The sequence below is a fragment of the Pedobacter glucosidilyticus genome (genome assembly GCF_002483235.1).
GTDB classification, from domain to species: domain Bacteria; phylum Bacteroidota; class Bacteroidia; order Sphingobacteriales; family Sphingobacteriaceae; genus Pseudopedobacter; species Pseudopedobacter glucosidilyticum_B.
This window is the reverse complement of sequence record NZ_DLHN01000027.1, coordinates 49201-72328: the sequence shown is the minus strand read 5'-3', so window position 1 is coordinate 72328 and position 23128 is coordinate 49201. Positions and strand designations below refer to the sequence as shown.

At 34.5% G+C, this 23128-nt stretch carries 24 protein-coding genes and 1 tRNA gene; 19 read left to right on the top strand and 6 right to left on the bottom strand.

Annotated elements, in window-relative coordinates; all coding sequences use genetic code 11:
• Position 1: 1 nt before the first annotated feature.
• Entirely contained in the window at positions 2-1798 is a 1797-nt protein-coding gene (locus B2745_RS11825; protein ID WP_304066812.1) for a DNA polymerase III subunit gamma/tau, read from the bottom strand.
• Between the two features lie 325 nt (positions 1799-2123).
• Here B2745_RS11825 and rpsF point away from each other — a divergent pair, with 325 nt between their 5' ends.
• The 4 genes from rpsF (at position 2124) to mtgA (ending at position 3968) form a co-directional block, all read left to right on the top strand.
• Positions 2124-2480 carry a 30S ribosomal protein S6 gene (gene rpsF / locus B2745_RS11820; protein ID WP_026902888.1) on the top strand — a complete coding sequence of 119 codons (357 nt, stop codon included), beginning with the start codon at positions 2124-2126 and terminating at the stop codon, positions 2478-2480.
• On the top strand, positions 2480-2743 hold the full coding sequence (gene rpsR / locus B2745_RS11815; protein ID WP_026902889.1) for a 30S ribosomal protein S18: 264 nt from the start codon (positions 2480-2482) through the stop codon (positions 2741-2743). The genes rpsF and rpsR overlap by 1 nt, the downstream gene beginning before the upstream one ends.
• A gap of 13 nt (positions 2744-2756) precedes the next feature.
• A complete protein-coding gene (rplI, locus tag B2745_RS11810; protein WP_026902890.1) occupies positions 2757-3200 on the top strand; it encodes a 50S ribosomal protein L9 in 444 nt (147 codons plus the stop codon).
• A gap of 69 nt (positions 3201-3269) precedes the next feature.
• A complete protein-coding gene (gene mtgA, locus B2745_RS11805; RefSeq protein WP_304066810.1) occupies positions 3270-3968 on the top strand; it encodes a monofunctional biosynthetic peptidoglycan transglycosylase in 699 nt (232 codons plus the stop codon).
• Here the strand turns inward: mtgA and B2745_RS11800 are convergent.
• Positions 3965-4450 (bottom strand): ABC transporter ATPase, encoded by a 486-nt coding sequence (locus B2745_RS11800; protein ID WP_304066808.1) that lies wholly within the window; start codon positions 4448-4450, stop codon positions 3965-3967. The two genes, mtgA and B2745_RS11800, sit on opposite strands and share 4 nt — an antisense overlap.
• Positions 4451-4573: 123 nt before the next feature.
• Between B2745_RS11800 and B2745_RS11795 the strand changes: the two genes are divergently transcribed.
• Both B2745_RS11795 and B2745_RS11790 read left to right on the top strand, forming a co-directional pair.
• Positions 4574-5023 (top strand): hypothetical protein, encoded by a 450-nt coding sequence (locus tag B2745_RS11795; RefSeq protein ID WP_304066806.1) that lies wholly within the window; start codon positions 4574-4576, stop codon positions 5021-5023.
• A 69-nt stretch (positions 5024-5092) separates the two neighbouring features.
• Positions 5093-5317 (top strand): hypothetical protein, encoded by a 225-nt coding sequence (locus B2745_RS11790; RefSeq protein ID WP_304066803.1) that lies wholly within the window; start codon positions 5093-5095, stop codon positions 5315-5317.
• A 44-nt stretch (positions 5318-5361) separates the two neighbouring features.
• On the opposite strand, the gene B2745_RS11785 is transcribed toward B2745_RS11790, so the two are convergent.
• Positions 5362-6150, bottom strand: coding sequence for a (Fe-S)-binding protein (locus B2745_RS11785; RefSeq protein WP_304066800.1), 789 nt, complete (start codon positions 6148-6150; stop codon positions 5362-5364).
• A gap of 109 nt (positions 6151-6259) precedes the next feature.
• On the bottom strand, positions 6260-7561 hold the full coding sequence (locus B2745_RS11780) for a (Fe-S)-binding protein (RefSeq protein ID WP_304066797.1): 1302 nt from the start codon (positions 7559-7561) through the stop codon (positions 6260-6262).
• A 472-nt stretch (positions 7562-8033) separates the two neighbouring features.
• On the opposite strand from B2745_RS11780, the gene B2745_RS11775 reads away from it, so the two are divergent.
• From B2745_RS11775 to B2745_RS11760, 4 genes are all read left to right on the top strand, one after another.
• Positions 8034-8109, top strand: a tRNA-Phe gene (locus tag B2745_RS11775).
• 131 nt (positions 8110-8240) lie between these two features.
• Positions 8241-9290, top strand: coding sequence for a tetraacyldisaccharide 4'-kinase (gene lpxK, locus B2745_RS11770; protein ID WP_304066794.1), 1050 nt, complete (start codon positions 8241-8243; stop codon positions 9288-9290).
• Positions 9271-10086 (top strand): purine-nucleoside phosphorylase, encoded by an 816-nt coding sequence (locus B2745_RS11765; protein ID WP_304066792.1) that lies wholly within the window; start codon positions 9271-9273, stop codon positions 10084-10086. The genes lpxK and B2745_RS11765 overlap by 20 nt, the downstream gene beginning before the upstream one ends.
• Entirely contained in the window at positions 10086-12116 is a 2031-nt protein-coding gene (locus tag B2745_RS11760; protein ID WP_304066790.1) for a putative porin, read from the top strand. The genes B2745_RS11765 and B2745_RS11760 overlap by 1 nt, the downstream gene beginning before the upstream one ends.
• Here B2745_RS11760 and B2745_RS11755 read toward each other — a convergent pair.
• On the bottom strand, positions 12113-13369 hold the full coding sequence (locus B2745_RS11755; RefSeq protein WP_304066787.1) for an asparagine synthetase B: 1257 nt from the start codon (positions 13367-13369) through the stop codon (positions 12113-12115). The genes B2745_RS11760 and B2745_RS11755 overlap by 4 nt on opposite strands.
• Positions 13370-13452: 83 nt before the next feature.
• Between B2745_RS11755 and B2745_RS11750 the strand changes: the two genes are divergently transcribed.
• From B2745_RS11750 to B2745_RS11740, 3 genes are all read left to right on the top strand, one after another.
• Complete coding sequence (locus B2745_RS11750; RefSeq protein WP_026902901.1) at positions 13453-13914, top strand: peptidylprolyl isomerase; 462 nt, start codon at positions 13453-13455, stop codon at positions 13912-13914.
• Between the two features lie 20 nt (positions 13915-13934).
• On the top strand, positions 13935-14459 hold the full coding sequence (locus tag B2745_RS11745; RefSeq protein ID WP_026902902.1) for a DUF5606 domain-containing protein: 525 nt from the start codon (positions 13935-13937) through the stop codon (positions 14457-14459).
• A gap of 342 nt (positions 14460-14801) precedes the next feature.
• The gene (locus tag B2745_RS11740) at positions 14802-15854 is read left to right on the top strand and encodes an MraY family glycosyltransferase (protein ID WP_304066784.1); all 1053 of its coding nucleotides are present in this window, start codon (positions 14802-14804) and stop codon (positions 15852-15854) included.
• A 1-nt stretch (position 15855) separates the two neighbouring features.
• Here the strand turns inward: B2745_RS11740 and B2745_RS11735 are convergent, their stop codons facing one another.
• Positions 15856-16821 (bottom strand): zinc dependent phospholipase C family protein, encoded by a 966-nt coding sequence (locus B2745_RS11735; protein ID WP_026902904.1) that lies wholly within the window; start codon positions 16819-16821, stop codon positions 15856-15858.
• Positions 16822-17096: 275 nt separating this feature from the next.
• Between B2745_RS11735 and rpsT the strand changes: the two genes are divergently transcribed.
• From rpsT to rny, 6 genes are all read left to right on the top strand, one after another.
• Positions 17097-17348 carry a 30S ribosomal protein S20 gene (rpsT, locus tag B2745_RS11730; RefSeq protein WP_026902905.1) on the top strand — a complete coding sequence of 84 codons (252 nt, stop codon included), beginning with the start codon at positions 17097-17099 and terminating at the stop codon, positions 17346-17348.
• A 94-nt stretch (positions 17349-17442) separates the two neighbouring features.
• Positions 17443-18144 (top strand): RadC family protein, encoded by a 702-nt coding sequence (gene radC / locus B2745_RS11725; protein ID WP_026902906.1) that lies wholly within the window; start codon positions 17443-17445, stop codon positions 18142-18144.
• A 96-nt stretch (positions 18145-18240) separates the two neighbouring features.
• Positions 18241-20637: a phenylalanine--tRNA ligase subunit beta gene (gene pheT, locus B2745_RS11720; RefSeq protein WP_304066782.1), complete on the top strand. Its 2397-nt coding sequence runs from the start codon at positions 18241-18243 to the stop codon at positions 20635-20637.
• Between the two features lie 63 nt (positions 20638-20700).
• Complete coding sequence (locus B2745_RS11715) at positions 20701-20991, top strand: phenylalanyl-tRNA synthetase subunit beta (protein ID WP_026902908.1); 291 nt, start codon at positions 20701-20703, stop codon at positions 20989-20991.
• 22 nt (positions 20992-21013) lie between these two features.
• A complete protein-coding gene (locus B2745_RS11710; protein ID WP_026902909.1) occupies positions 21014-21310 on the top strand; it encodes a cell division protein ZapA in 297 nt (98 codons plus the stop codon).
• A gap of 227 nt (positions 21311-21537) precedes the next feature.
• Positions 21538-23100: a ribonuclease Y gene (gene rny / locus B2745_RS11705; RefSeq protein WP_304066780.1), complete on the top strand. Its 1563-nt coding sequence runs from the start codon at positions 21538-21540 to the stop codon at positions 23098-23100.
• The last annotated feature ends 28 nt before the right edge of the window (positions 23101-23128 follow it).

Sequence of the window (23128 nt, the reverse complement as noted above, 5' to 3'; positions counted from 1 at the left end):
TTTAGAAATCAATATCTAGGTTGAAAATTCTTCTAAAGTCTTCTAGTTTAGGGTTTTTTTCAACCAGATGTTGGTATTTATCTCTGCTGGTATATAATTTTCTTTCTTCCTGCTTCTCGTTAATAATAGGTTCTAAAGTAATGGAGAAATTATTTAATTGCTTGCGCAGATAGTTTAGAACGTCTATTCGCTCATTAATCAACTCGTTAGCTTGCAACTTATTCTCTACCTCTAGCTCTATTTGATAGCCTGCCTTTAATTTGGGTGTATAGTTCATCATTAAAGCGGCCAAGCTCATTTTACCATCAGCTTTAGCTTTAAAAGAGAAATTTCCCCAAGCTTCAATAAACTGCGCTGCTGTAAAATCATCCTTAGCATCACCAGTTAGATAGTCTATAGTGTCTTCCAGCTGTTCTTTGGTTTTTATAGCCGTAGGATTTTTTAAATTAGGTATTAAAGTAGCACCTAATTTTGGAATAAGCGTTTTAGGATTGATATTTATTTCTGCCGCTGGTGTTTCTGTCTGAGATACCACCTGATTTATCGCTTTTTCTGATGTTTGTACAGTAGGAGCGACCTTTTCTAGTACATCCTGTTTAGGAGCAGTAAGAGGTATGTTTGCTTGAGGACTGGCTAAATTTTCAGGTTTTTTTTTTAGTTGCTCAGCTATTTGCTGAACATGAGGGTTTTGGCTTAAGCTTACCGCTTGACTGATGTGGCTTATCTTAATCAGCGTAAGCTCAACCTGTAAACGTTGGTTTTTACTGATTTTATAATTTAAATCGCATTGATTGGCAATATTTAATGCACTTATTAAGAAAGATGCTGAAGCTAATTTAGCCTGCTCCAAATATTTTTGTTTGATATTCTCGCTAACTTCTAATAATTGAACCGTTGCGGCATCTTTACAAACCAATATATTTCTAAAGTGCGATGCTAATCCAGTAATGAAGTTGTTCCCATCAAAACCATTGTTTAAAATCTCATCAAACAAAAGTAAAGCGGCTGGCGTATTTTGCGCCATTAAAAACTCGGTAACCTTAAAATAATAATCGTAATCAAGAATATTAAGGTTATCAATAACAGCTTGATAATTAACCTGTCTGTTAGAAAAACTAACAATTTGGTCAAACATAGATAAGGCATCTCTTAAACCTCCATCTGCTTTTTGGGCTATCAGGTGTAAACCGTCCTGATCATAAGCTATTTCTTCTCTAGTGGCAATTTTAGCCAAATGATTGGCCATATCCTCAACCTTTATCCTGTTAAAATCGAAGATTTGGCAACGCGATAATATAGTTGGTAATATTTTATGCTTTTCTGTAGTTGCTAAAATAAAAATAGCATAAGAAGGTGGTTCCTCTAAAGTTTTCAAAAAGGCATTAAAAGCACTTTGAGAAAGCATGTGAACCTCATCTATGATATAAACTTTATATTTTCCGGCTTGTGGAGGTATCCTTACCTGGTCTATTAAATTTCTAATATCATCAACAGAGTTGTTTGAGGCAGCATCTAATTCATGAAAATTAAAAGAATTACCATTTTGGAAAGAGATACAAGATGCACAAGTACCGCAAGCTTCTGCTGTAGGGGTTAAATCCAAGCAGTTGATGGTTTTAGCTAAAATTCTGGCGCAAGTAGTTTTACCTACCCCTCTTGGCCCGCAAAATAAAAATGCTTGTGCAAGCTGATTGTTTTTAATAGCATTTTTTAAAGTATTGGTAATATGCAGCTGCCCCACAACACTTTCAAATGTTACAGGTCTGTATTTTCTTGCCGATACTATAAAGTTCTCCATCAGGTTGCTAAAATAGAAAGATGTATTTGATTGTGCAATTTAAAAATGATTAATCCTGGATGCTTTGTTTGAATTATATTTTGGTTTGTTAAATTAATTTTTTCATTTTTAATATACCAATTATTTAAGAATGAATAGGCTTTTATTTTTTGTAAAACTATTACCCGGCTTTATAACTTTTTTATTTAGAAAAGTAATAAAATGAAGGCATTATAAATCTTCCACATCGAGTTCTTTGAGATAAAATCCTTTTAATCTCTTGTTTATCAATTAAATGTTTTCTACCTTTGCAATCCCGTAAAAGCGGGTAAAACAATAGTAAGAAATGAATCAATACGAAACCACTATCATTCTTACCCCATTGTTATCAGAAGAAGTAGCAAAAGAAGTGATTGCAAAATTCACGAAAGTGTTAACTGATAACGGAGCCGAAATTGTCCAAGAGGATAATTGGGGTTTGAAAAAACTAGCGTATCCAATTGAGAAAAAATCAACTGGATATTATCATCTAACTGAATACAAGGTATCAGGAGAGGTTATCGGCAAATTTGAATTAGAGTTAAAACGTGATGAGCGTGTTATGAGATTTTTGACAGTACGTTTAGATAAACATGCTGTAGCTTATAACGAGAAAAAACGTAACGGCGCATTTAACAAGAAAAAAGCGGAGGCAGCAAACTAATGGCACAAGATCAAATCCAATATGTTACTGCTCCCAAGGTGGAGGATAACAGAAAGAAATACTGCCGTTTTAAGAAAAATGGTATCAAGTATATCGATTACAAAGACGCCAACTTTTTATTGAAGTTTATCAATGATCAAGGTAAAATTTTACCTCGTCGTTTAACTGGTACTTCTTTAAAATATCAGCGTAAAGTAGCTCAAGCAGTTAAAAGAGCTCGTTTAATTGGTATATTACCTTTCGTTACAGACGGTTTAAAATAAGGAGGCTAAGCAGATGGAAGTTATATTAACACAAGATGTAAAAAACCTAGGCGAGAAAGACGATATCGTTACAGTAAAGCCAGGTTACGGCCGTAATTATTTAATTCCTCAAGGTCAAGCTATTTTAGCTACTGAGTCGGCAAAGAAAGTTTTAGCTGAGAACATCAAACAAGCTCAGTTCAAACAAGAAAAAATTAAGAAAGACGCAGATGCTGTTGCAGCTAGATTAACTGATGTAAGGTTAACTATTGGTGCTAAAGCTGGCGAAAGCGGTAAAATCTTTGGTGCTGTTAATACGATACAAGTTGCAGATGCATTAAAGAAATTAGGCTTTGATGTAGACAGAAGAAGAATTACTTTTGATTCTGATGTGAAGTTTGTTGGTGAGTACATTGCTAACTTAAACTTACACAAAGAAGTTAAAGTACAAGTTCCTTTTGACGTAGTTGCTGAGTAATTTATCGGTACATGAATAATTTAAATGCTTCCTGATAATTTTCAGGAAGCATTTTTTTTGAAATCATATATGGCAAAATCATCTTCTTTGCTCCAAAGGCTATCCAAAATCATCCTGAGGTTGATGTTATGGTTTTTCGGTATCAGCATATTTTGGGTTATCCTGTTAATATTTGTAAATCCTCCTGTTACCTATTTGATGATTCAGAGGGGTTTTGAGAGAAAAGCAGAAGGTAAAACATGGAAACTTAAGAAAGACTGGAAAGATTTTGAAGACATTTCCATGAATCTTAAAAAAGCAGTTTTAGCAGCAGAAGACGCCAGATTTTTGATTCACCATGGTTTTGATTTTGAAGCTATAGAAAAAGCTTATCAGAAAAATAAGAAAGGTAAAAAAATACGCGGAGGTAGTACCATATCCCAGCAAACAGCAAAAAATGTATTTCTATGGCCGGGTAGGTCATATATCAGAAAAGGTTTTGAAGCTTACTTTACCTTGCTGATAGAGATTTTCTGGTCTAAAGAAAGAATTTTAGAAGTTTATCTTAATGTTATTGAAACCGGAGATGGTATTTACGGAATGGAAGCCGCTACCCAAACTTATTACGGTAAATCTTGCACAAGTCTATTAAAAGGAGAAGCTGCTTTATTAGCTGCAGTTTTGCCTAACCCAAGAAGATGGACACCCCTAAAACCAACCACTTATATTTATTACAAACAAGGTCTTATTTTAAGAAATATGAGAAATCTAGGAAAACTTAAGTTTTAAATGCTTTGAGGTAACGAAAATACCCTTTGATGCCAGCTATTTATAAACTTACCTTCCCACTTATCCTGATATTCTTGATAATTTTGAACTAGATTGTTGAAAACAATCGTGTTTTGATTAATTTTTCCTACCGCTATAAGAGCCTCAAAAGCATCACGATTTACAGTTTTTACTTCCTCTTGTTCTTTATAAGCTATATTAAACCTGTCGAAAAGATTAACTTGATATTTTTCCTGAATTTCTTTCATTAAATGAACAGATTTATCAATAGAACAGCCACTAGCTCCAGCCTCACGCTCATCCACAATTAAAACAATAAAACGATTATATTTAATTTCAAAGCCAGCTTTTAATTGTTGTTGATGCGCTTGCCAACCAGCGGTAAAATCTGCTAATAATTGCTCTAGTTCTTTTACTTCAGCATCAGTAAAAACTCTGTCTGATTGATAAATCCAAACTCTAGAAAGTGGGTGAAATTTCATACCGTAAAATTAGTAATTCTAAACATGATCTGGATGATGATTGTAAGAGTTTACATTAAGATGGAGTTAATAAGTGGAAAAATATATTTCTTGTTTTTTTAATAGTTGCATTAAATTTAATGCGTGAATTTACTTTATGTCTTAAGTTTTGTTTTCTGGAGTTTCCTTGGTGTTCTGAATGATACCGATGAGCTTAAAAGTTTTTATAGAAAGCAAATAGAAGAGCTTCTTAGAAAATACGATGCAGACCGATTCATTGGGAGTAAATCATTTACGCTGGAAGTTAACAATAATGGTTTTTTACGTTACAAAAGAATTTTAGCAAGTAACAAAACAGAGTACTATTCCGTAAGAATAGAAAAAGTTCAAAAGTTAAATTATTTTGGAAATGAAAAATCGGGTTGGTTAAGCGTAGTTTGCGAACCATCTTCTGTGATATTTCAAAGCTATAGAGATCCATCTGGTGACGTTGATTCCATGGCTCATGAAATTCATCTTCCTTTAAGAGGGATTTCAGAAGAAGAGCTTAATTCATTAAATAAAAGCTTTGATTTTTTAAGAGAAAATTATTAAAATACTCTTTAATCATGCTTTTAATTGATATTTTTTCTTATTTTAGTGTTATTATTTATAACGATTTAAATGAAGTTCGGTAAAATAAGTTTTATTATTCTGATTTGTGCACTACTGATTACGCATACCTTGGTTTTAAACATTTGGTTAAGTGAAGATGTTGCTCAGCAAAATCAAGTAAGTTATAAAAAGTATAAGAATGCCAAAGACAGTTTGATGCAAGAAGATGGCAGATTAATAAATTACAAAAACTCTTCAGCTCCGAAAATAGAATCTATTTCTGTAAGTAGGTAAAAATAACCCAGCACCTTTTACAAGATGCTGGATGATGAGGGTTTTTAAATTAGATTATTATTTCTGGCGGTAATTTCGGCAATATCTAATACTTCAATTTCCTGTTCTTTTTCAAAATGTTTAACGCCATCTTTCATCATAGTCATACAAAAAGGACAACCCACCGCCACAACCGATGCTTTGCTTTCTAACACATCATTCATCCTTTCAATATTTACATCTTTTTTGCCTTTTTCTGGTTCTTTAAACATTTGGGCACCACCTGCGCCACAGCAAAGTCCGTTTTGCTTGCAACGTTTCATTTCTACCAAATCGGCATCTAAAACTTCCAATACTTTTCTAGGCGCTTCATATACACCATTTGCTCTGCCCAAGTAACAAGGGTCATGATAGGTTATTTTTTTACCTTTAAAAGGCTCTCCGTTTTCTGCTTTTAATTTACCAGCATCAATAAGTTCTTGTATCAATTGCGTGTGGTGAATCACTTCATAATGACCTCCTAAATTTGGATACTCATTTTTAATGGTGTTAAAGCAATGTGGGCAAGCCGTCACAATTTTTTTGATATGATAACCATTCAAAACTTCGATATTCATCATGGCCTGCATTTGAAAAAGAAATTCGTTACCTGCTCTTTTTGCAGGGTCTCCGGTACAGTTTTCTTCTGTGCCTAATACGGCAAATTTAATATGACAATGCGTTAATATCTTAGCGAAAGCCTGTGTAACTCTTTGTGCTCTTTCATCATAACTACCGGCGCAGCCTACCCAAAATAAAATTTCTGGTTCTTCGCCCGCAGCCATCATCTCTGCTATGGTTGGTACTTGTATCATTGGTTATCTTTGTTAGTTGCCAGTTATCGGTTTCTGTGGTGAAATCTTTAACATCGTTAAGTGTCTTTACTCTTTTATCTATCTTCTCTTTATCTTTTTGTCTTAAAATTTAATCCTCTTTATTTGCCCAATTAAATCTATCTGCAGGCGAATATTTCCAAGGAGCACCATTATTCTCGATATTAGAGAACATCGCGTTTAAGCTTCCCGTTACATTAGATTCTTCCATTACTGCATAGCGTCTTAAATCTAAAATGATAGAAAGCGGATCTATATTTACCGGACAAGCTTCTACACAAGCGTTACAAGTGGTACAAGCCCAAATTTCTTCCCTGCTGATATAGTCATCCAATAAGCTTTTACCATCATGATAATCTTTACCATGCTTATCTATATTTCTGCCAATCTCTTCCATTCTGTCTCGGGTATCCATCATGATTTTTCTGGGAGATAATAGTTTACCTGTTATATTAGCCGGACAAGAAGAGGTACATCTACCGCACTCTGTACAGGTATAAGCATTCATCAATTGCACCCAGTTTAAGTCTTGTACATCTTTAGCCCCAAATTTATTGTTGGCATCAAGAGCAGGAGGTGTATAAGATGGATTTAACATAGCTTTTACTTCGTGAGACACAGTTTCCATATTGTTAAATTCACCTTTTGGAGTAAGTTTAGCATACCACGTGTTTGGAAATGCTAAAATGATATGAAAATGTTTAGAAAATGGCAAATAGTTTAAGAAAGCCAATATACCTAAGATATGGAACCACCAGCAAAAGCGTTCGATTAAAATTAAAGTATCCATATCTGTAGGCAATAAAGGTAAAATAAACTGCGATACAGGGAAGCTGCCTGCAAGGGCGTAATGACTAGCACCTGCTTGTTGTAATTTATAATCTGCTGCATTCATGGTTAAAAAGGCAGACATCAATAAAACCTCAATCACTAAAATATAAATAGCATCTGATTTTGGCCAGGCAGTCATTTCCACACCACTGAAACGTTTAAGCTGTAATACCAGCCTTCTCGCCAAGAAAACAAATACGCCCAAAAGAACTAATAAGGCTAAGATTTCAAAGGAAGCTATCAAGAAGTTATAGAAACTCCCTAAAAAAGAAAACACGCGGTGTGTACCAAAAATACCATCAATTACAATTTCTAAAACTTCTATATTGATGATGATGAAACCCACATAAACCAAAATGTGCATGATGCCCGCCACAGGCCTCGCAGTCATTTTACTTTGCCCAAGTGCTACCTTAAGCATGTTTTTCCAGCGCTCTGGTTGATGGTCTGTACGGTCTATAGGTTTACCCAAATTAATATTCCTGATAATTTTCTTAATGCTAATGGTAAAAGCTGCAATGGCTACCATAAGTGCTAAAATGAAAATAATTTGTGCCAGCATAGTGTTTAAATTGATGATAGAGCTAATATAAAGATTAAATTTAAAAAACTATGCAAGCATAGTAATTTTCTTCTTAATCCTACTCATTAAGGTATGAAATGTTTTTATTATCAATAATAATACCTGTAGAATTATTTTACAGGGCTTTTGTAACAAAGCTTTCATCAGCCTCGTCTTAGTATACAAATATTAAATTTATGGAAGAACAACTATTAGAAGAAGCTTTACAACTGATGCTTGCCGGAGAGCAGGAAGATGATTCTGTATTGAGCGAAGTATTAGCCATAGTACAACAACTTTTAGCATAATAGGGTTATGATTTTTAAGTACGAAAGAATATTGATTTTCTTTTATCGAGCTTTAATACGGTGACTTAAAGAAGTTTAGTAATTATTTGAAAATATTATTTGTATTTTATCAAAAAGAGGCTACATTTGCAATCCCGAAACGAAGCAACGTTTCCACCAAAGATGGTACGGTAGCTCAGTCGGTAGAGCAATGGACTGAAAATCCATGTGTCGCCGGTTCGATCCCGGCCCATACCACCAGAAACCCTTTCAAGTTTATCTTGAAAGGGTTTTTTGCTTTAATAGCTATCTTTGTAAGCATTTGGATTTTTATTTTCATCTTTAAAAGATATAACGCTTAGGTTTTCTAATTTTGTTCCTTAAGAAATAGCATGGCCACATTCCGTTTATTACTTTTTCCATTCTCGCTGATTTACGGAATCATTGTTTGGCTGCGTAACAAATTTTACGATTGGAATTGGTTGAGCAGCACTTCTTTTAAATTACCGCTTATTGTTATTGGCAATTTAGAAGTTGGTGGGGTTGGCAAAACACCTTTAACAGAATATATCATCAGACTGTTAAAGTCTGATTTTAAAATGGCAACTTTAAGTAGAGGTTACGGACGCAAAACTAAAGGCTTTAGGCTGGTAGAAGAAAATGAAAACGCATCCTTAAATGGTGATGAACCTCAACAATTAAAAAATAAATTTCCTGATATTACAGTTGCAGTTTGTGAAGACAGGGTTTTTGGTGTGGAAAAACTTGAAGATGCACATGAGCTTATTGTTTTAGATGATGCCTATCAGCATAGGGCTTTAAAAGCCGGGATGAACATTTTATTGTTTGATTATCATCGCTTAAAGCATTTTAAATTATTGTTGCCTGCCGGAAATTATAGAGAATCTTTTGCAGGTAAAAGTAGGGCTCAAATGATCGTGATTACCAAATGCCCCTTAGATTTATCCGAGACTGAGAAAAATAAAATCAAGGAATCTTTTTCCTTAGCTCATCATCAAAAAATCTTTTTTTCTTCCTTAGCTTACAGCAAGCAATTAAAAAAAATTGATACTGGAGAAAGTTTGGCTTTAGAAGAAATAGCAGCTGATACACCCATTTTATTGCTCACAGGTATAGCTAGGCCAGCATTATTGCGAAAAGAAGTAGAAAAATATAGTTCGCATATTATTCATCATAATTATCCAGATCATCATCATTTCAGCCGAAAAAATATGCTTAAACTTGTAGCAGATTTTAAGAAATGTGGTACAGGAGCATTAATGATTACAACAGAAAAGGATGCCGTACGTTTAAAATCTCAGGCTAATAAAGAACTGTTAGCTGGGCTACCTATTTATGAATGGCCTATTGAGGTTATTTTTAAGCATGATGAATTGATTTTTAAAGAAGAAATTTTAAAGTATGTTAAAGCAGTTAAATGATTCTGTAGAATTTATTAAGAAAAGAATAGGCGAGTTTGAGCCAGAAATAGGTATTATTTTGGGCACAGGTTTAGGCGGTTTGGTGAAAGATATTGAAATAGAATATCAATTATCCTATGCGCATATCCCTCATTTTCCTATTTCTACTTTAGAGTTTCACTCTGGCAAATTGATATTTGGAACATTATCAGGCAAAAAAGTAGTAGCCATGCAAGGGCGCTTGCATTATTATGAAGGCTATAATATGAAACAAATTACTTTTCCGGTGAGGGTTTTAAAACTATTAGGAATTAAAACTTTGTTTGTTTCCAATGCAAGTGGGGCTTTAAATCCGGCTTTTAAGAAAGGCGATTTAATGATTATTGAAGACCATATTAACTTACAGCCAGAAAATCCACTAACAGGAACTAATTTTGATGAGTTGGGTCCGAGGTTTCCGGATATGAGCGAGCCCTACAAAAAGCACTTAATAGAAAAGGCTTTGGCTATTGCCGCAAAAGAGCAGATTACTTGTCATAAAGGCGTTTATGCTTCTGTTACCGGGCCAAATTTAGAAACCAGAGCAGAGTACCGATATTTAAGAATTATAGGCGCCGATGCTGTTGGAATGAGCACTGTACCTGAAGTTATTGTTGCCAACCACATGGGCTTACCTGTATTTGCCATTTCTGTTTTAACAGATGAAGGTTTCCCCGAAACGTTACAACCTGTATCTGTAGCCGAAATTATCAAAACAGCAACAGAAGCAGAACCACACATGACCAATATCTTAAAACAGTTAATTTTATTGGTGTAATGTTAAAAAAGCTGTTCCTTTTCATCTTACTGGCTATTGGATATGTTTCTGTAATAGCACAGGTACGCCAAATGCCACGTACCATTGGAACGGGTAATACCAGGTTTAATGATCCGAACCAAAATCAGCCAAATGGACAACAGCCTGTGCAACCTAAAGAAGAAATAAGTGTTGATTCTTTAAGAAGGCAGTTAGAAACCAAGAAGGACTCTATCATTTACACAGCAAAATTTATAAAAGTTACAAAAGAAGAGTTTTTAAGAGATAGCGCCAGGTTATTTCCTTTAGACACCAGTACCACTAATTTTCATAGGTTTAACCCTTTGTATGACCCTAAAAGCCCAACCATGAATACCGGAGCTATGGGTATGGCTTACAGGCCCATGTTGTTTGAGCCCTTAAAAAATATAGGATTTGATTTAGGCTATCATTTTTTTGATAGGTATTTAACCAAGCCGGAGGACATTATATATTATCAGGCAAGGTCTCAGTTCACAGAAATGTATATGGTATCAACCACATTGGGGGTAAATGCCGAACAGGCTTTCCATGTGATCCATAGCCAAAATATAAAACCTAACTGGAATGTTGGAGCAAAATATGCTACCAACCGTACAGAAGGTTACTATTTTGGGCAAACAGCAAATAATTTAAACGCTTCTTTATGGACATGGTACGAATCTAAAAATAAACGATATACGCTTTTAGCAAACGCTATTTTTAATACGCTTAAAAGTGGTGAGAACGGATCTATCAGAAATGATTCTATTTTTACAGTACCTACAGTTGTGCAGCCCGAGTTTGAAGCTACCCGCTTAAATGGAGCGCTGCACAATTGGCGATACAATACCATCAACATCAAACAGTTTTATAATATCGGTAAACAAAGATTTGCTTCGGCAGATAGTACATCGGCTTTGCCAACACAAAGGGTGAGCTATAATTTTACTTATAACAGGCAGAAATATTTTTTCAGAAATGCAGGAGTTGATACTACTGGCGTACTAAATAACTATTATATTTTTAGAGACTCTACTTCTGACTCTACCTTGGTAAATCATTTAAAAAATGAATTTGCTTATAGTTTTTATTTAAGAGGGAAAAAGCTTTCTTTTTTAAAGAATGAGTTGAAGCTGGATGTTGGCTTGGTACAAGATTTTTATGACTATAAGCAGGTTAATTATCAATCTCAATTCCAAAACTTAAGCTTAAAAGGAACTTTAAATTATAGCTTTAGCGATAAAGCTAGCTTAAAAGTAGATTTACAGCAGATTTTCCAAGGCAGAAATATTGGCGATTTCTTGTATCAAGCGCAATCAGAAATAAAGCTGAGCAATTCTGCTGGTAGATTGGTCTTGGGTGCTTACTCTCAAAACCAAAGTCCGGCGATTATTTACGAACGTTGGTTTTCTAATCACCACCGTTGGAATTTGAATTTTGATAATCAAAAAACACAAAACTTATCTTTTGCTTATGTAAACCCAAAGTTTCATTTTCAGGCTAAAGCCGAGTATTTTTTAGTGTCTAATCATCTTTACTTTTCATCAGAAAATAATATCATAGAGCCTAAACAATTAGGTAGTAATATCAATTTATTGAAACTTAGCGTAGGTAAGGATTTTAAGTTTGGCAAATTTACTTTTGAGAATTATCTGGTTTACCAGAAAACAGATTTTGAGCAAATTTTAAGAACACCAGAAGTATATACCTTCCATAGTATATATATGCATCAAGATTTTTTTAAGGTTTTAAAAACCGAGTTTGGTTTTGATGTACGTTACTTTAGCGAATATACCGCACCTTCTTATGCACCAGCTATTGGGCAGTTTTATAATGGCGAGGCAGTAAGGTTTAATACCTGGCCTGTTGCTGATGCTTGGATAAGAACCAATTGGAAAAGAGCCAACTTATTTTTAAGATATAATTATGTAAACAAAGGGCTTTTCTCTAACGGATATTATACGGTAAACAGGTATCCTATGCCTTATTCTGCAGCTCAATTTGGCATAAAATGGAATTTCTACGATTAGGTTTTTTGTTTTTTCTTTTTAGCTGCCGGGAAAAGGATGTTGTTAAGGATAAGTCTGTAACCGGGCGAGTTCGGATAAAGATTTAAATCAGTTGGCGGATCGCCCACAATATGCTGATAATCTTCTGGGTCATGGCCAGCATAGAAAGTCCATTGCCCTTTTCCAAACTGCCCATGAATGTATCTGGCTTCATTTGCAGCTTTTAATTCGCCCATCACCAATACATCAGGTTTTATGGTTTTATTGTTAAAGGCAGTAGTTTGCCCCATAAAACCTTTGATAACTTTTTCATGGTTCTGGGTTAGCATGGCTGGTACAACATCCCATTTTGCCGAAAAATCAAATAGCGTAAAGAAATCTCTTGTTCTTTCTATATTTCTAAAACTGGTAGCATCAATATTTGAAAACTCATAATTAGATGGGTTTAAATCCAACAAGAAATTGTGGAAAGCAAAAGTATTGTCGAATTTTAGCTTTTGCTGAGCCTGTGGGTCGGCTGGGTCACCATCAAACATGCTTTCGCAGATGTCTGTTCCGGCAGCGGCCAAAGCGATATCAAAACTATCTGTACCAGAACACATGGCAAATAAGAAACCACCTCCGCTACAAAAGTCTCTAATTTTTGAAGCTACAGCCAGTTTCATCTGAGATACTTTTGTAAAGCCCATCTTTTTAGCGGTGCTTTCTTGCTGTTGCACATCATCCCTGTACCAAGAAGCCATTCGATAATTGGCCCAAAATCTTCCGTATTGCCCCGTAAAATCTTCGTGGTGTAAGTGAAGCCAATCATATTCTGGAAGTTTGCCATTTAAAACCTCTTCATCATAAATAACATCGTAGGGAATCTCCGCATAAGTTAAAACCATGGTTACGGCATCGTCCCAAGGAAGCTTACTTTTAGGAGTATAAACAGCTATTTTTGGCGTTTTTTCAAGTTTCACAATATCCATATTAACCTCCGGATTAGAAATCTCCGTAAAAATGGCTGTTACTTTAGCATCGGCAATAACCTCATAACTGATGCCTCTTATTTTAAGCTCTTTTTCAATAGTAGTATTATAGTTTGTTAAAAAGCTCCCACCTCTATAATTTAATAACCAGTTTACTTCCTGCTGATTTTTTAAAACCCAATAAGTAAGTCCGTAGGCTTTTAAATGGTTCTTTTGGTCTTCATCCATAGGGATAAGGATAGAAGCTGCAAAGCCTTTAAAAGTGAAAATTAATAAGAATAAAAGAAGAAAGTTTTTTTTCATTTCTCTAAAATTACGCATATAGAATGAAAACGATTAGTGGAGGCTAAAAATTTTATTAATTTTGCGTTCTTAAAACCAAGAATATGAGTAAAGCAATCATTAAAACCGAAAAAGGAGATATGACTGTAGCCTTCTATGATGAAGACGCACCAAATACAGTAGCCAACTTTAAAAAATTAGCGAAAGAAGGATTTTATAACGGTGTAACTTTTCATCGTGTTATTCCTGATTTTGTAGTACAAGGCGGCTGCCCTTTTTCTAAAGACGCTGCAACATCATACAAAGCAGGTAGCGGTGGTCCGGGTTATCATATAGACTGCGAGTTAACTGGCGGTAACCAATATCATGAGCGTGGAGTATTATCTATGGCGCATGCAGGAAGAAATACAGGTGGTTCTCAGTTTTTTATCTGTCACAGTCGTAACAACACAGCTCATTTAGACCGTAACCATACTTGTTTTGGTAAAGTTATAGAAAATGTAGATGTTGTTGATGATATCAGACAAGGAGATAAAATTTTAAGTATAGAAATAGTAGAAGATTAATTAGAGCTTCAACAAAAGATATGAATTTAACAGGCTTAGTAGCTGTTTCGGGTAAACCGGGCTTATACAAATTAATAGGGCAAAACAAATCGGGTTTTATTTTAGAAAGCTTAGATGCTCAAAAATCTAAATTAGTTGTAAATATGTCTACAGCTAAACTAGCATCTTTAGAGGATATTACCATTTATGGTGATGACGAGGATTTAAGGTTAAAAGATGTTTTTGAGGCCATGAAAGCTTTTAAAGGTGTTGTTCCAGAAGCTAAAGCTGATGGCAAAGACCTTAGAAAATTCTTTTTTGAAGTGGCGCCTAACCATGATGAAACCAGAGTTTACGCTTCTGATATCAAAAAAATTGTATCCTGGTATCATATTTTAAAAGATCTTCCAATTTTTTCTGAAGAAGAGCAAGTAGCTACAGAAACACAGGAAATAGAAGCCGTAACAGAAGAAAAACCTAAAGCGGCAAAAGTTAAAGAAGCTAAACCTAAGGCAGAAAAAACTACCAAAGCACCTGCCAAGAAAGCTACAAAGAAAGAAGCATAAGTATAAATCGTAAAATACAAAGCCTTTAAGATTTTCTTAAGGGCTTTTTTATATTTGATAAATTTCTAAGATTAGCTGCTATCTTATTATGTCTACAAATTATAGGAGGTATCAGCCACCTTGTTATTGATTATTACGTTTAAAAGCTTTATGCCTAAATTCTTTTGTTGTTTAACAAGAGGGCAGCCTTAAATTATGGATGAGTTAGATGAGAGCTTTCCCCTGTAAAACCTTTAAGGAAATTGAAATAAATTATAATATTAGCTATCTTTAAACAGGCTAAGCAAAATTCGCATTTTGATATTTGATAATTATAACCTTTACTATCTCGGTATTATTTTGATGTCGGGATTCGTAAGTCTTACGGCACTTCCTTCTATCATGTTTATAGCAAGGGAGCGAAAATTATATGATGATTTTCATCAAGAGCGTAAAACACATCAATCTGGTATATCCAGATTAGGAGGAGTTGGTATTTTTTGTAGTTTCACCATTATATCACTACTTTTTGCAAGGTACGATAGCGTTTTGCCTACTAATATTTTATTAACAGCCTGTATCATGCTATTTGCCGTAGGTTTAAAAGATGATTTGGCAGGGGCAGGGCCGGGCACAAAATTTTTCATTCAGTTTTTAGCATCAGCAATACTCGTTTTTTTAGGAGATGTTCGTTTAACCAGCATGTATGGTGTTTTTGGAATATCAGAGATAAGTTTCCTGTCTAGCATAGTACTTTCTATCACCACCATTATGTTTATGATAAACGCCTTTAATCTTATTGATGGGATAGATGGCTTAGCAGGCACCTTAGGTCTTATCGTTAATTTAACATTTGGAATCATGTTTTTGCACATGGGGCAGGGCGAAATAGCCACGTTGGCCTTTAGTATGGTTGGTGCATTAGCAGGCTTCTTATATTATAATTATACACCTTCAAAGATATTTATGGGTGATACAGGAAGTTTATTAATAGGTTTAATTTCGGTAGTGTTAGGGATTAAGTTTATAGAGCTAAATAAATTTGGAAGTACAGAAGTTACACCCGTTTTTATCTCTGCACCAGCTACTGTAGTAGCCGTACTGATTATACCTTTATTTGATACTTTTAGAGTGTTTACACTAAGAGTTCTAAAAAAGAAATCTCCTTTTAAAGCCGATAGAAATCATATCCACCACCGTATACTAGCTTTAGGCTTCACCCATTTACAAGCTACTTTTGTAATTGTATTAACCAATTTATTTTTTATTTACTTGGTTTTGGTATTGAAAGAATGGGGCAATTTTGTACTCATTTTTGTTTTTTTTGGTTTGTGTATACTCATCAATTGGATTACCACAGTTTTATTAAGAATCAAGTTCAGGAAAGATTTTAAATTAAGTTATTTCTGGGAATAACTTAATTTTCAGGTCTTCCTAAGGCTTTCCCTTTTTGATAAAGCTGCTCTTCCTTTTCTACCAATTGTTTTTCTTCCAGTGATTGGTCTTTCCTAATTAAATTCTTCATATCGGGTTGCCCTGCATCTACCCAAGCCGAATACCAAAAGCTACCAACCGAAAGAATAGATTTTCTCATTTGCCTTTCTACCATCCCATCTAAAGCCTTATGGTAAGCTTCTGAGTATTCTGCAGAATATTCTCTAATTACCTTATTGTTTCGCTCGCTATAGCTATACTTTCTGTCAGAGGGAAAGCTTTTACTTAATTGCTTCTCAAATAAAAGAGTGGAATCTAGCATAGTATAGGTGTTTTCTACAATTTTCCAGGCTTCATTTAAAGGATTATCTATATATTTTGCTCTTCCAACAAAGTAATCATATCGGTCTGCAAATAATTCGGGCAGTCTACTTTCCCAAAAACCATGTATGCCTATTTGGCCTGTCAGTTGCCCATTATAATTCTCGGTAGTATGCAAAGGCACATGAGCATCTGCTATATAATGCCCAATATCGGCAGAGTGACGTAGAATTTGAACCGAGTCTCGGTCTTTAAATGCTTTTACCAGTCTGTAGTACACACGTTCTATATGCCAAGGTACAATACCATAAGCTTTTAAAGTATCTTCAGAATACTTTTTAACAGCATCATTCCATTTCTTAGGGATACTATCAAAAGGAGCTTTTCCATAATGGTCGGCATCTAGGTAATGCCTTGGTGCTTCTAAAGAATCTGCATACCTGCGTTTATCTGGGTCTACCGCATGGTCTGTTATATAGTTGATGTTGCTCTTATAAAAGCTAATGAGGTCTTTTGGTAAGGTAAAAACAGCAAGCCTGTTTATCCTTTTATGCGCAAAAAATCCCCAAGAACAAAGTAAAATTACCAGTGGTAAAAGAATGATGAGTAGTTTTTTAGTATTCTTCATAATCAAATGTAAGGCTTGTATATTTATTTAAATAAGTTATTGTTTAAAATTTTTGTAAAGCTTATTTTTTTATGGCTTACACATTCAGGTGCTAGGCTATTTTGTGTTAAATGCTGCTTAATAAAGCATATCATGAATTGGAAGCTCATGCTACTTAATTTTTAAGGTTTAAATACATGTAAAAAAAATGGCATAACACTTTGTATTTTAATTTTTTCAATCTATATTTGCATCCCCAATAGGGAAAGATATTAATAAGGAATAAAAAGCTTAAGATGGCAAATCATAAATCGGCATTAAAAAGAATCAGATCAAACGCAGCGAAGCGTTTACGTAACAGATACCAAGCTAAAACTACTAGAACTTTTATCAAAAGATTACGTAGTGCAGTTTCTAAAGACGAAGCTTTAGCATTATTACCTAAAGTAACTTCAATGTTAGATCGTTTGGCTAAAAAGAACGTAATTCATAAAAATAAAGCAGCTAACAATAAGTCAAGATTGACAAAATTTGTTAACTCCTTATAAGATATAGATATTCCTTTTATCTAAAAAAGCTGATTTTTTAATTAAAATCAGCTTTTTTTATTTGTGTTTACATAGGTTTTTGTATTTTTAATTAATGAAATCAACCTATGAACAAAAAATGCCTATTACAACCTGGGCAGAAGAAGACCGTCCACGCGAAAAATTATTAGCTCAAGGCAGAAGAGTTTTATCAGATGCTGAGCTTATTGCCATCTTAATTGGTTCAGGCAGTAGGTCAGAATCAGCCGTAGATTTAAGTAAAAGAATACTAAATACTTATCAAAATAATCTAGATGCTTTAGGTAAGCTAAGTGTTCAAGAATTATCTAAATTTAAAGGAATTGGAGAAGCTAAAGCCATTTCTATCATAGCAGCCCTAGAACTAGGCCGGAGAAGAAAAGAAGCAGATGTACCAGAACTTACCAGTATTTATACGCCATCAGACATATTTAATGTATTAGAATCTTATTTTGCAGATTTAATGCATGAAGAGTTTTGGATTATTTTACTCAATAAAAGGAATGCTATTTTAAATAAAATTTTAATATCTAAAGGTGGTTTGGCAGGTACTGTGGCAGACCCTAAAATCATCTTCAAAGCGGCATTAGAACATCATGCTGCTAGTATCATATTAGCTCATAATCATCCTTCCGGAAATTTAAAACCTAGTTCGGCAGATATCAGGCTTACCAAAAAAATTGTAGATGCAGGTGCTTTGTTAGATATATCCATTTTAGACCATGTTATTTTTTGTGATAAAAAATTTTTTAGTTTTTCTGATGCTGGCATGATATAAGCGTTTTTAATTAAACTTAATGATGGGCACTTTGCTAATATTTTCATCATTAAGCTTTCTTTTCCTATTTTTGCGCTTTCGCGAAAATACAAATACATGAAGATATCCTACAGCTGGTTAAAACAATTCCTAGATACAGATTTAAAACCCGAAGAAATTTCAGCCATACTCACTTCCATAGGTTTAGAGGTTGAAAGTTTAGAACGTGTACAAGTAGTACCCGGTGGTTTAGAAGGTTTGGTTATAGGTTACGTAAAAGAGCGTTCCCAGCATCCTAATGCTGATAGATTAAGCATCACTAAAGTTGATGTTGGTACCGATGAAGATTTACAAATTGTTTGTGGCGCACCAAACGTAGCAGCTGGCCAAAAAGTAGTAGTTGCAACGGTAGGTTGTACTGTACATCCAACAAGTGGCGAGCCTTTTAAAATAAACAAATCAAAAATAAGAGGCGAGGTATCAGAAGGGATGATTTGTGCCGAAGATGAAATTGGTTTAGGAAAATCACATGATGGTATCATGGTTTTGCCAGAAGATGCGCCAATTGGTACAGAAGCAAAAGAGTTTTTTAATCTTCAGGATGATTTTCTTTTTGAAATTGGCTTAACACCAAACCGGGCAGATGCTGCCTCTCATTTAGGTGTTGCCCGTGATATAGCTGCTTACTTACAGATTGATATTAAAAAACCTGTTGTTGATAGTTTTAAAGTAGCAGAAGAAACATCAGCTATTGAGGTTATTATGGAAGATGCGGTTGCAGCACCCAGATATTCTGGTATAACCATTAGTGGGATAGAGGTGAAAGAATCTCCAAATTGGTTAAAAGAAAAATTAGCTGTGATAGGCGTAAGAGCAATCAACAACATTGTAGACGTTACCAATTATGTTTTGCATGATTTAGGGCAGCCTTTACATGCTTTTGATGCCGATGAAATCAAAGGAAATAAAGTTATTGTGAAAAAATGTGCAGAAGGTACTTTGTTTAAAACCTTAGATGAGGTTGAAAGAAAGCTTTCTGCCGATGATTTGATGATTTGTAATGCCCAAGAGCCCATGTGTATAGCTGGCGTTTTTGGTGGTATAACATCAGGCGTAAAAGCAACAACAAAAAATATATTCTTAGAAAGTGCCTATTTTAATCCCGTAAGTGTTAGAAAAACAGCTAAAAGACATGGTTTAAAAACCGATTCTTCTTTCCGTTTTGAACGTGGTACAGATCCAGAAATTACCGTTTACGCTTTAAAAAGAGCCGCTTTATTGATACAGGAAGTTGCTGGAGGTACCATTTCATCTCCAATATTTGATCATTATCCGCAGCCAAACCCTTATTTTGAAGTTGATTTAAGCTTAGATAGGGTAAATAAAATCATTGGTCAGGTAATTCCTGATGAGGAAATCATCAGCATCATTAAATCTTTAGGAATTACAGTTGTTAAGGCCGATAACAGGTTACTTCAATTACAAGTACCTAGCTATAAGGTTGATGTAACCAGAGAAATTGATGTGATAGAAGAAGTGCTGAGAATTTATGGTTACGATAATATCGATATCCCTGGCAAAGTTAATGCTTCTTTAAACTATTCATCTAAACCTGATAAGGAAGCGGTACAACACACCATTGCCGATTTATTATCCTCAAATGGATATTTCGAGATTTTATCTAACTCTTTAACAAAGAAGAGTTTCACTTTGGATGAGGAAAAAGCTGTAAATATCTTAAACCCGCTTAGCTCTGATTTGGATGTGATGCGACAGTCTTTGTTGTACTCTGGTTTAGAAGCCATAGCTTACAACAGCAATAGAAAACAAGCAGATTTAAAGTTTTACGAGTTTGGAAAGACTTATTTTTTAGAGGAAGAGAAATATCAGGAAAATAATTGCTTGGCTATTTTTGTAACCGGTAAAACACCTGCTAACTGGCAAAATGCAGCTAAAGAATATAGCTTCTATCAAATTAAAGCCACAGTTGATGCTATCATTCAAAAGTTAAATGTTGCTAATCTTATCTCTGAAGATTTAAAAGATAGCGAGTTTGCTTATGGCATCACCTACAAAAAAGGACAAAAAACTTTAGTGAGGTTTGGCGCAGTAGAAAATGCAGCTTTAAAAAAGGCAGATGTTGATAAAGCCGTTTTTGCAGCCATCTTCAATTGGGATTTAATTTTTACCATCATCAGAAATAATAAAATCACTTATCAAGAGATTTCTAAATTCCCTGCGGTGAAAAGAGATTTATCGATGCTGCTAAATGCTGATATTAGTTTTGAGCAATTGAAGAAGATAGCTCTTAAAACAGATAAGAAATTGTTGAAAGCTGTTGATGTTTTTGATGTTTACCAAGGAGACAAACTTCCGGAAGGAAAAAAATCTTATGCTTTAAGTTTTGTTTTGCAAGACGAAGAACAAACCCTTACGGATAAACAAATAGATGCGGTGATGCAGAAATTAATTGTTAATTTCGAAAAAGAAATAGGCGCAGAAATTAGAAAGTAAATTTCTATATTTTGTATTCCCTATTTTAACTTTTGAATTTTTAGTTTAGAATTTTAAAATATTATGTCTGTAATAGCTCAAAAATTAGATCAGGTTCTGGACCGCACCCAAAAACTGGTAGAGTTAGCAAAGGCTTTACAAGAGCATAATGACCTTTTAAATCTTGAAAATCAATCGCTTCAAGTAGCATTAAATACCAGCGAAACCAAGCGAAAAGAGCTAGAAGAAAAGCTTAGAGTTTTAAAGTTAGCGAAGAGTTTAGAGGGTACAAGTGAAAAAACACTTGACATCAAGAAAAAAATTAACGAATTTGTGCGGGAAATAGATAAATGTATTGTATTGCTGAAGAAGTAATACAGTAGTGAACCTAAGCTCAATGGGAGAGATCTCCATAAAAATAAATATTGCTGACCGTGTTTATCCTTTAAAGATAAACGTGGAGGAAGAGGAAGTTGTGAGGCGAGCTGCTAAATTAATAAATGACCGCATAAAAGAATTTCAAGAAAATTATGCAGTTAAAGATAAACAAGATTTGCTCTCTATGTGTGTGCTGTATTATGCTACAGCAACCATAAAGGCCGAAAAAAATGCCAGTAATGAAGATACAGAGGTGGCAGAAAAAGTTTATCATTTAGATAGTTTATTGAACGATTTTTTCGCTAAACAAAAGTAATAGCGTTCTTTATATAAGAGTTTTAAAATTTAACCGCAGTTAAATTTTAGGTTTCACTATTAAAAACTTAACACTTCGATATTTTGAAGGTAAGTATAGATAATGCCGATTTTTTGTCATCAACAACAACACCTCGGTTATTTGTACCTTTAACCTGTAATTGAAGTTTACAATACATGAAATCTAAGAGTTAGTTGCGGTTTTTTTATTTTATTTAACGACATTTTATGGAGATAATGATTTACCTCGCTATTGCAATTGTTGCTTTTGGTGGAGGAGTTTTAACAGGAAGAGTACTACTTCGTCAGCTGCTAAAACAGCAAGAAGTAGCAGCACAATCTAAAGTAAAGAAGATTTTAAAAGATGCTGAAAATAATGCTGAGATCTTAAAAAAGAACAAATTATTAGAAGCTAAAGAGAAATTCTTGCAAATGAAAGCAGATCACGAGCAAGAAATCAATCAAAAAAATATTGCTATTTCGCAAAGAGAGAACACTTTAAAACAAAAAGAGCAGTCTCTAAATCAGAAATTAGAAAATCAAACCAGAAAAGAGCAAGAGCTTGACAATCTTAAAAAGAAGTTAGAGCAACAAACAGAAATTGTTGTTAAAAAACAAGAAGAGGTTGAGACTATCAAAAATCAACACATCAAAGAATTAGAAACTATTGCAGGTTTATCTGCCGAAGAAGCTAAAACGCAACTAGAAACTAATTTAAAAGAAGAAGCCAGAACCAACGCCATGGCTCAAATTAAAGATATTGTTGATGAAGCTAAAATGACTGCCGCTAAAGAAGCTAAAAAAGTAGTTATACAAACCATTCAACGTACTGCTACAGAATCTGCTATAGAAAATACGGTATCTATTTTCAATATCGAAAATGATGAGATCAAAGGTAGAATCATAGGTAGAGAAGGTAGAAACATCAGAGCCTTAGAAGCTGCAACAGGTATAGAAATTATTGTTGATGATACCCCTGAAGCTATCATTTTATCAGGTTTTGACCCGGTAAGAAGAGAAATTGCCCGTTTAGCACTTCACCGTTTGGTAACTGATGGACGTATACACCCAGCCAGAATTGAAGAGGTTGTAGCCAAAACCCAAAAGCAAATTGAAGAAGAGATTATTGAAATAGGTGAGCGTACCGTTATCGATTTAGGTATACATGGCTTACACCCAGAGTTAATAAGAATGGTAGGTAGAATGCGTTACCGCTCTTCTTACGGACAAAATTTATTACAACACTCTAGAGAGGTGGCAAACTTCTGTGCTACTATGGCATCAGAACTTGGTCTAAATGCTAAACTTGCAAAAAGAGCCGGACTGTTACATGATATAGGTAAAGTGCCTGATGATAATCCAGAATTGCCACACGCAATTTTAGGTATGCAACTGGCAGAAAAATATAAAGAGCATCCTGAAGTTTGTAACGCTATTGGCGCCCACCATGATGAGATAGAGATGACTTCTATGATATCGCCTATTATCCAAGCTTGTGATGCTATTTCTGGTGCAAGACCGGGAGCTAGAAGAGAAGTTGTTGAAAGCTATATTAGAAGGTTAAAAGAGTTAGAAAGCTTAGCTTTATCTTATCCAGGTGTTGAAAAAACTTTTGCTATACAAGCCGGTAGAGAGCTAAGGGTGGTTGTAGAAAGTGAAAAAATAAGTGATGCGCAATCTGAAATTTTAGCTGCTGATATCTCTAACAGAATCCAAACGGAAATGACTTATCCAGGTCAAATCAAAGTTACCGTTATCAGAGAGACTAGGTCTGTAGCTTACGCGAAATAAGTTTAAAGTATAGCGTAGAAAGTACAGA

What these genes read in the sequence shown, in the direction of transcription:
- B2745_RS11825 (WP_304066812.1), bottom strand. Translation starts at nt 1,798, where the DNA reads ATGGAGAACTTTATAGTATCGGCAAGAAAATACAGACCTGTAACATTT.
- rpsF (WP_026902888.1), top strand. Translation starts at nt 2,124, where the DNA reads ATGAATCAATACGAAACCACTATCATTCTTACCCCATTGTTATCAGAA.
- rpsR (WP_026902889.1), top strand. Translation starts at nt 2,480, where the DNA reads ATGGCACAAGATCAAATCCAATATGTTACTGCTCCCAAGGTGGAGGAT.
- rplI (WP_026902890.1), top strand. Translation starts at nt 2,757, where the DNA reads ATGGAAGTTATATTAACACAAGATGTAAAAAACCTAGGCGAGAAAGAC.
- mtgA (WP_304066810.1), top strand. Translation starts at nt 3,270, where the DNA reads ATGGCAAAATCATCTTCTTTGCTCCAAAGGCTATCCAAAATCATCCTG.
- B2745_RS11800 (WP_304066808.1), bottom strand. Translation starts at nt 4,450, where the DNA reads ATGAAATTTCACCCACTTTCTAGAGTTTGGATTTATCAATCAGACAGA.
- B2745_RS11790 (WP_304066803.1), top strand. Translation starts at nt 5,093, where the DNA reads ATGAAGTTCGGTAAAATAAGTTTTATTATTCTGATTTGTGCACTACTG.
- B2745_RS11785 (WP_304066800.1), bottom strand. Translation starts at nt 6,150, where the DNA reads ATGATACAAGTACCAACCATAGCAGAGATGATGGCTGCGGGCGAAGAA.
- B2745_RS11780 (WP_304066797.1), bottom strand. Translation starts at nt 7,561, where the DNA reads ATGCTGGCACAAATTATTTTCATTTTAGCACTTATGGTAGCCATTGCA.
- lpxK (WP_304066794.1), top strand. Translation starts at nt 8,241, where the DNA reads ATGGCCACATTCCGTTTATTACTTTTTCCATTCTCGCTGATTTACGGA.
- B2745_RS11765 (WP_304066792.1), top strand. Translation starts at nt 9,271, where the DNA reads ATGTTAAAGCAGTTAAATGATTCTGTAGAATTTATTAAGAAAAGAATA.
- B2745_RS11760 (WP_304066790.1), top strand. Translation starts at nt 10,086, where the DNA reads ATGTTAAAAAAGCTGTTCCTTTTCATCTTACTGGCTATTGGATATGTT.
- B2745_RS11755 (WP_304066787.1), bottom strand. Translation starts at nt 13,369, where the DNA reads ATGAAAAAAAACTTTCTTCTTTTATTCTTATTAATTTTCACTTTTAAA.
- B2745_RS11750 (WP_026902901.1), top strand. Translation starts at nt 13,453, where the DNA reads ATGAGTAAAGCAATCATTAAAACCGAAAAAGGAGATATGACTGTAGCC.
- B2745_RS11745 (WP_026902902.1), top strand. Translation starts at nt 13,935, where the DNA reads ATGAATTTAACAGGCTTAGTAGCTGTTTCGGGTAAACCGGGCTTATAC.
- B2745_RS11740 (WP_304066784.1), top strand. Translation starts at nt 14,802, where the DNA reads ATGTCGGGATTCGTAAGTCTTACGGCACTTCCTTCTATCATGTTTATA.
- B2745_RS11735 (WP_026902904.1), bottom strand. Translation starts at nt 16,821, where the DNA reads ATGAAGAATACTAAAAAACTACTCATCATTCTTTTACCACTGGTAATT.
- rpsT (WP_026902905.1), top strand. Translation starts at nt 17,097, where the DNA reads ATGGCAAATCATAAATCGGCATTAAAAAGAATCAGATCAAACGCAGCG.
- radC (WP_026902906.1), top strand. Translation starts at nt 17,443, where the DNA reads ATGAAATCAACCTATGAACAAAAAATGCCTATTACAACCTGGGCAGAA.
- pheT (WP_304066782.1), top strand. Translation starts at nt 18,241, where the DNA reads ATGAAGATATCCTACAGCTGGTTAAAACAATTCCTAGATACAGATTTA.
- B2745_RS11715 (WP_026902908.1), top strand. Translation starts at nt 20,701, where the DNA reads ATGTCTGTAATAGCTCAAAAATTAGATCAGGTTCTGGACCGCACCCAA.
- B2745_RS11710 (WP_026902909.1), top strand. Translation starts at nt 21,014, where the DNA reads ATGGGAGAGATCTCCATAAAAATAAATATTGCTGACCGTGTTTATCCT.
- rny (WP_304066780.1), top strand. Translation starts at nt 21,538, where the DNA reads ATGGAGATAATGATTTACCTCGCTATTGCAATTGTTGCTTTTGGTGGA.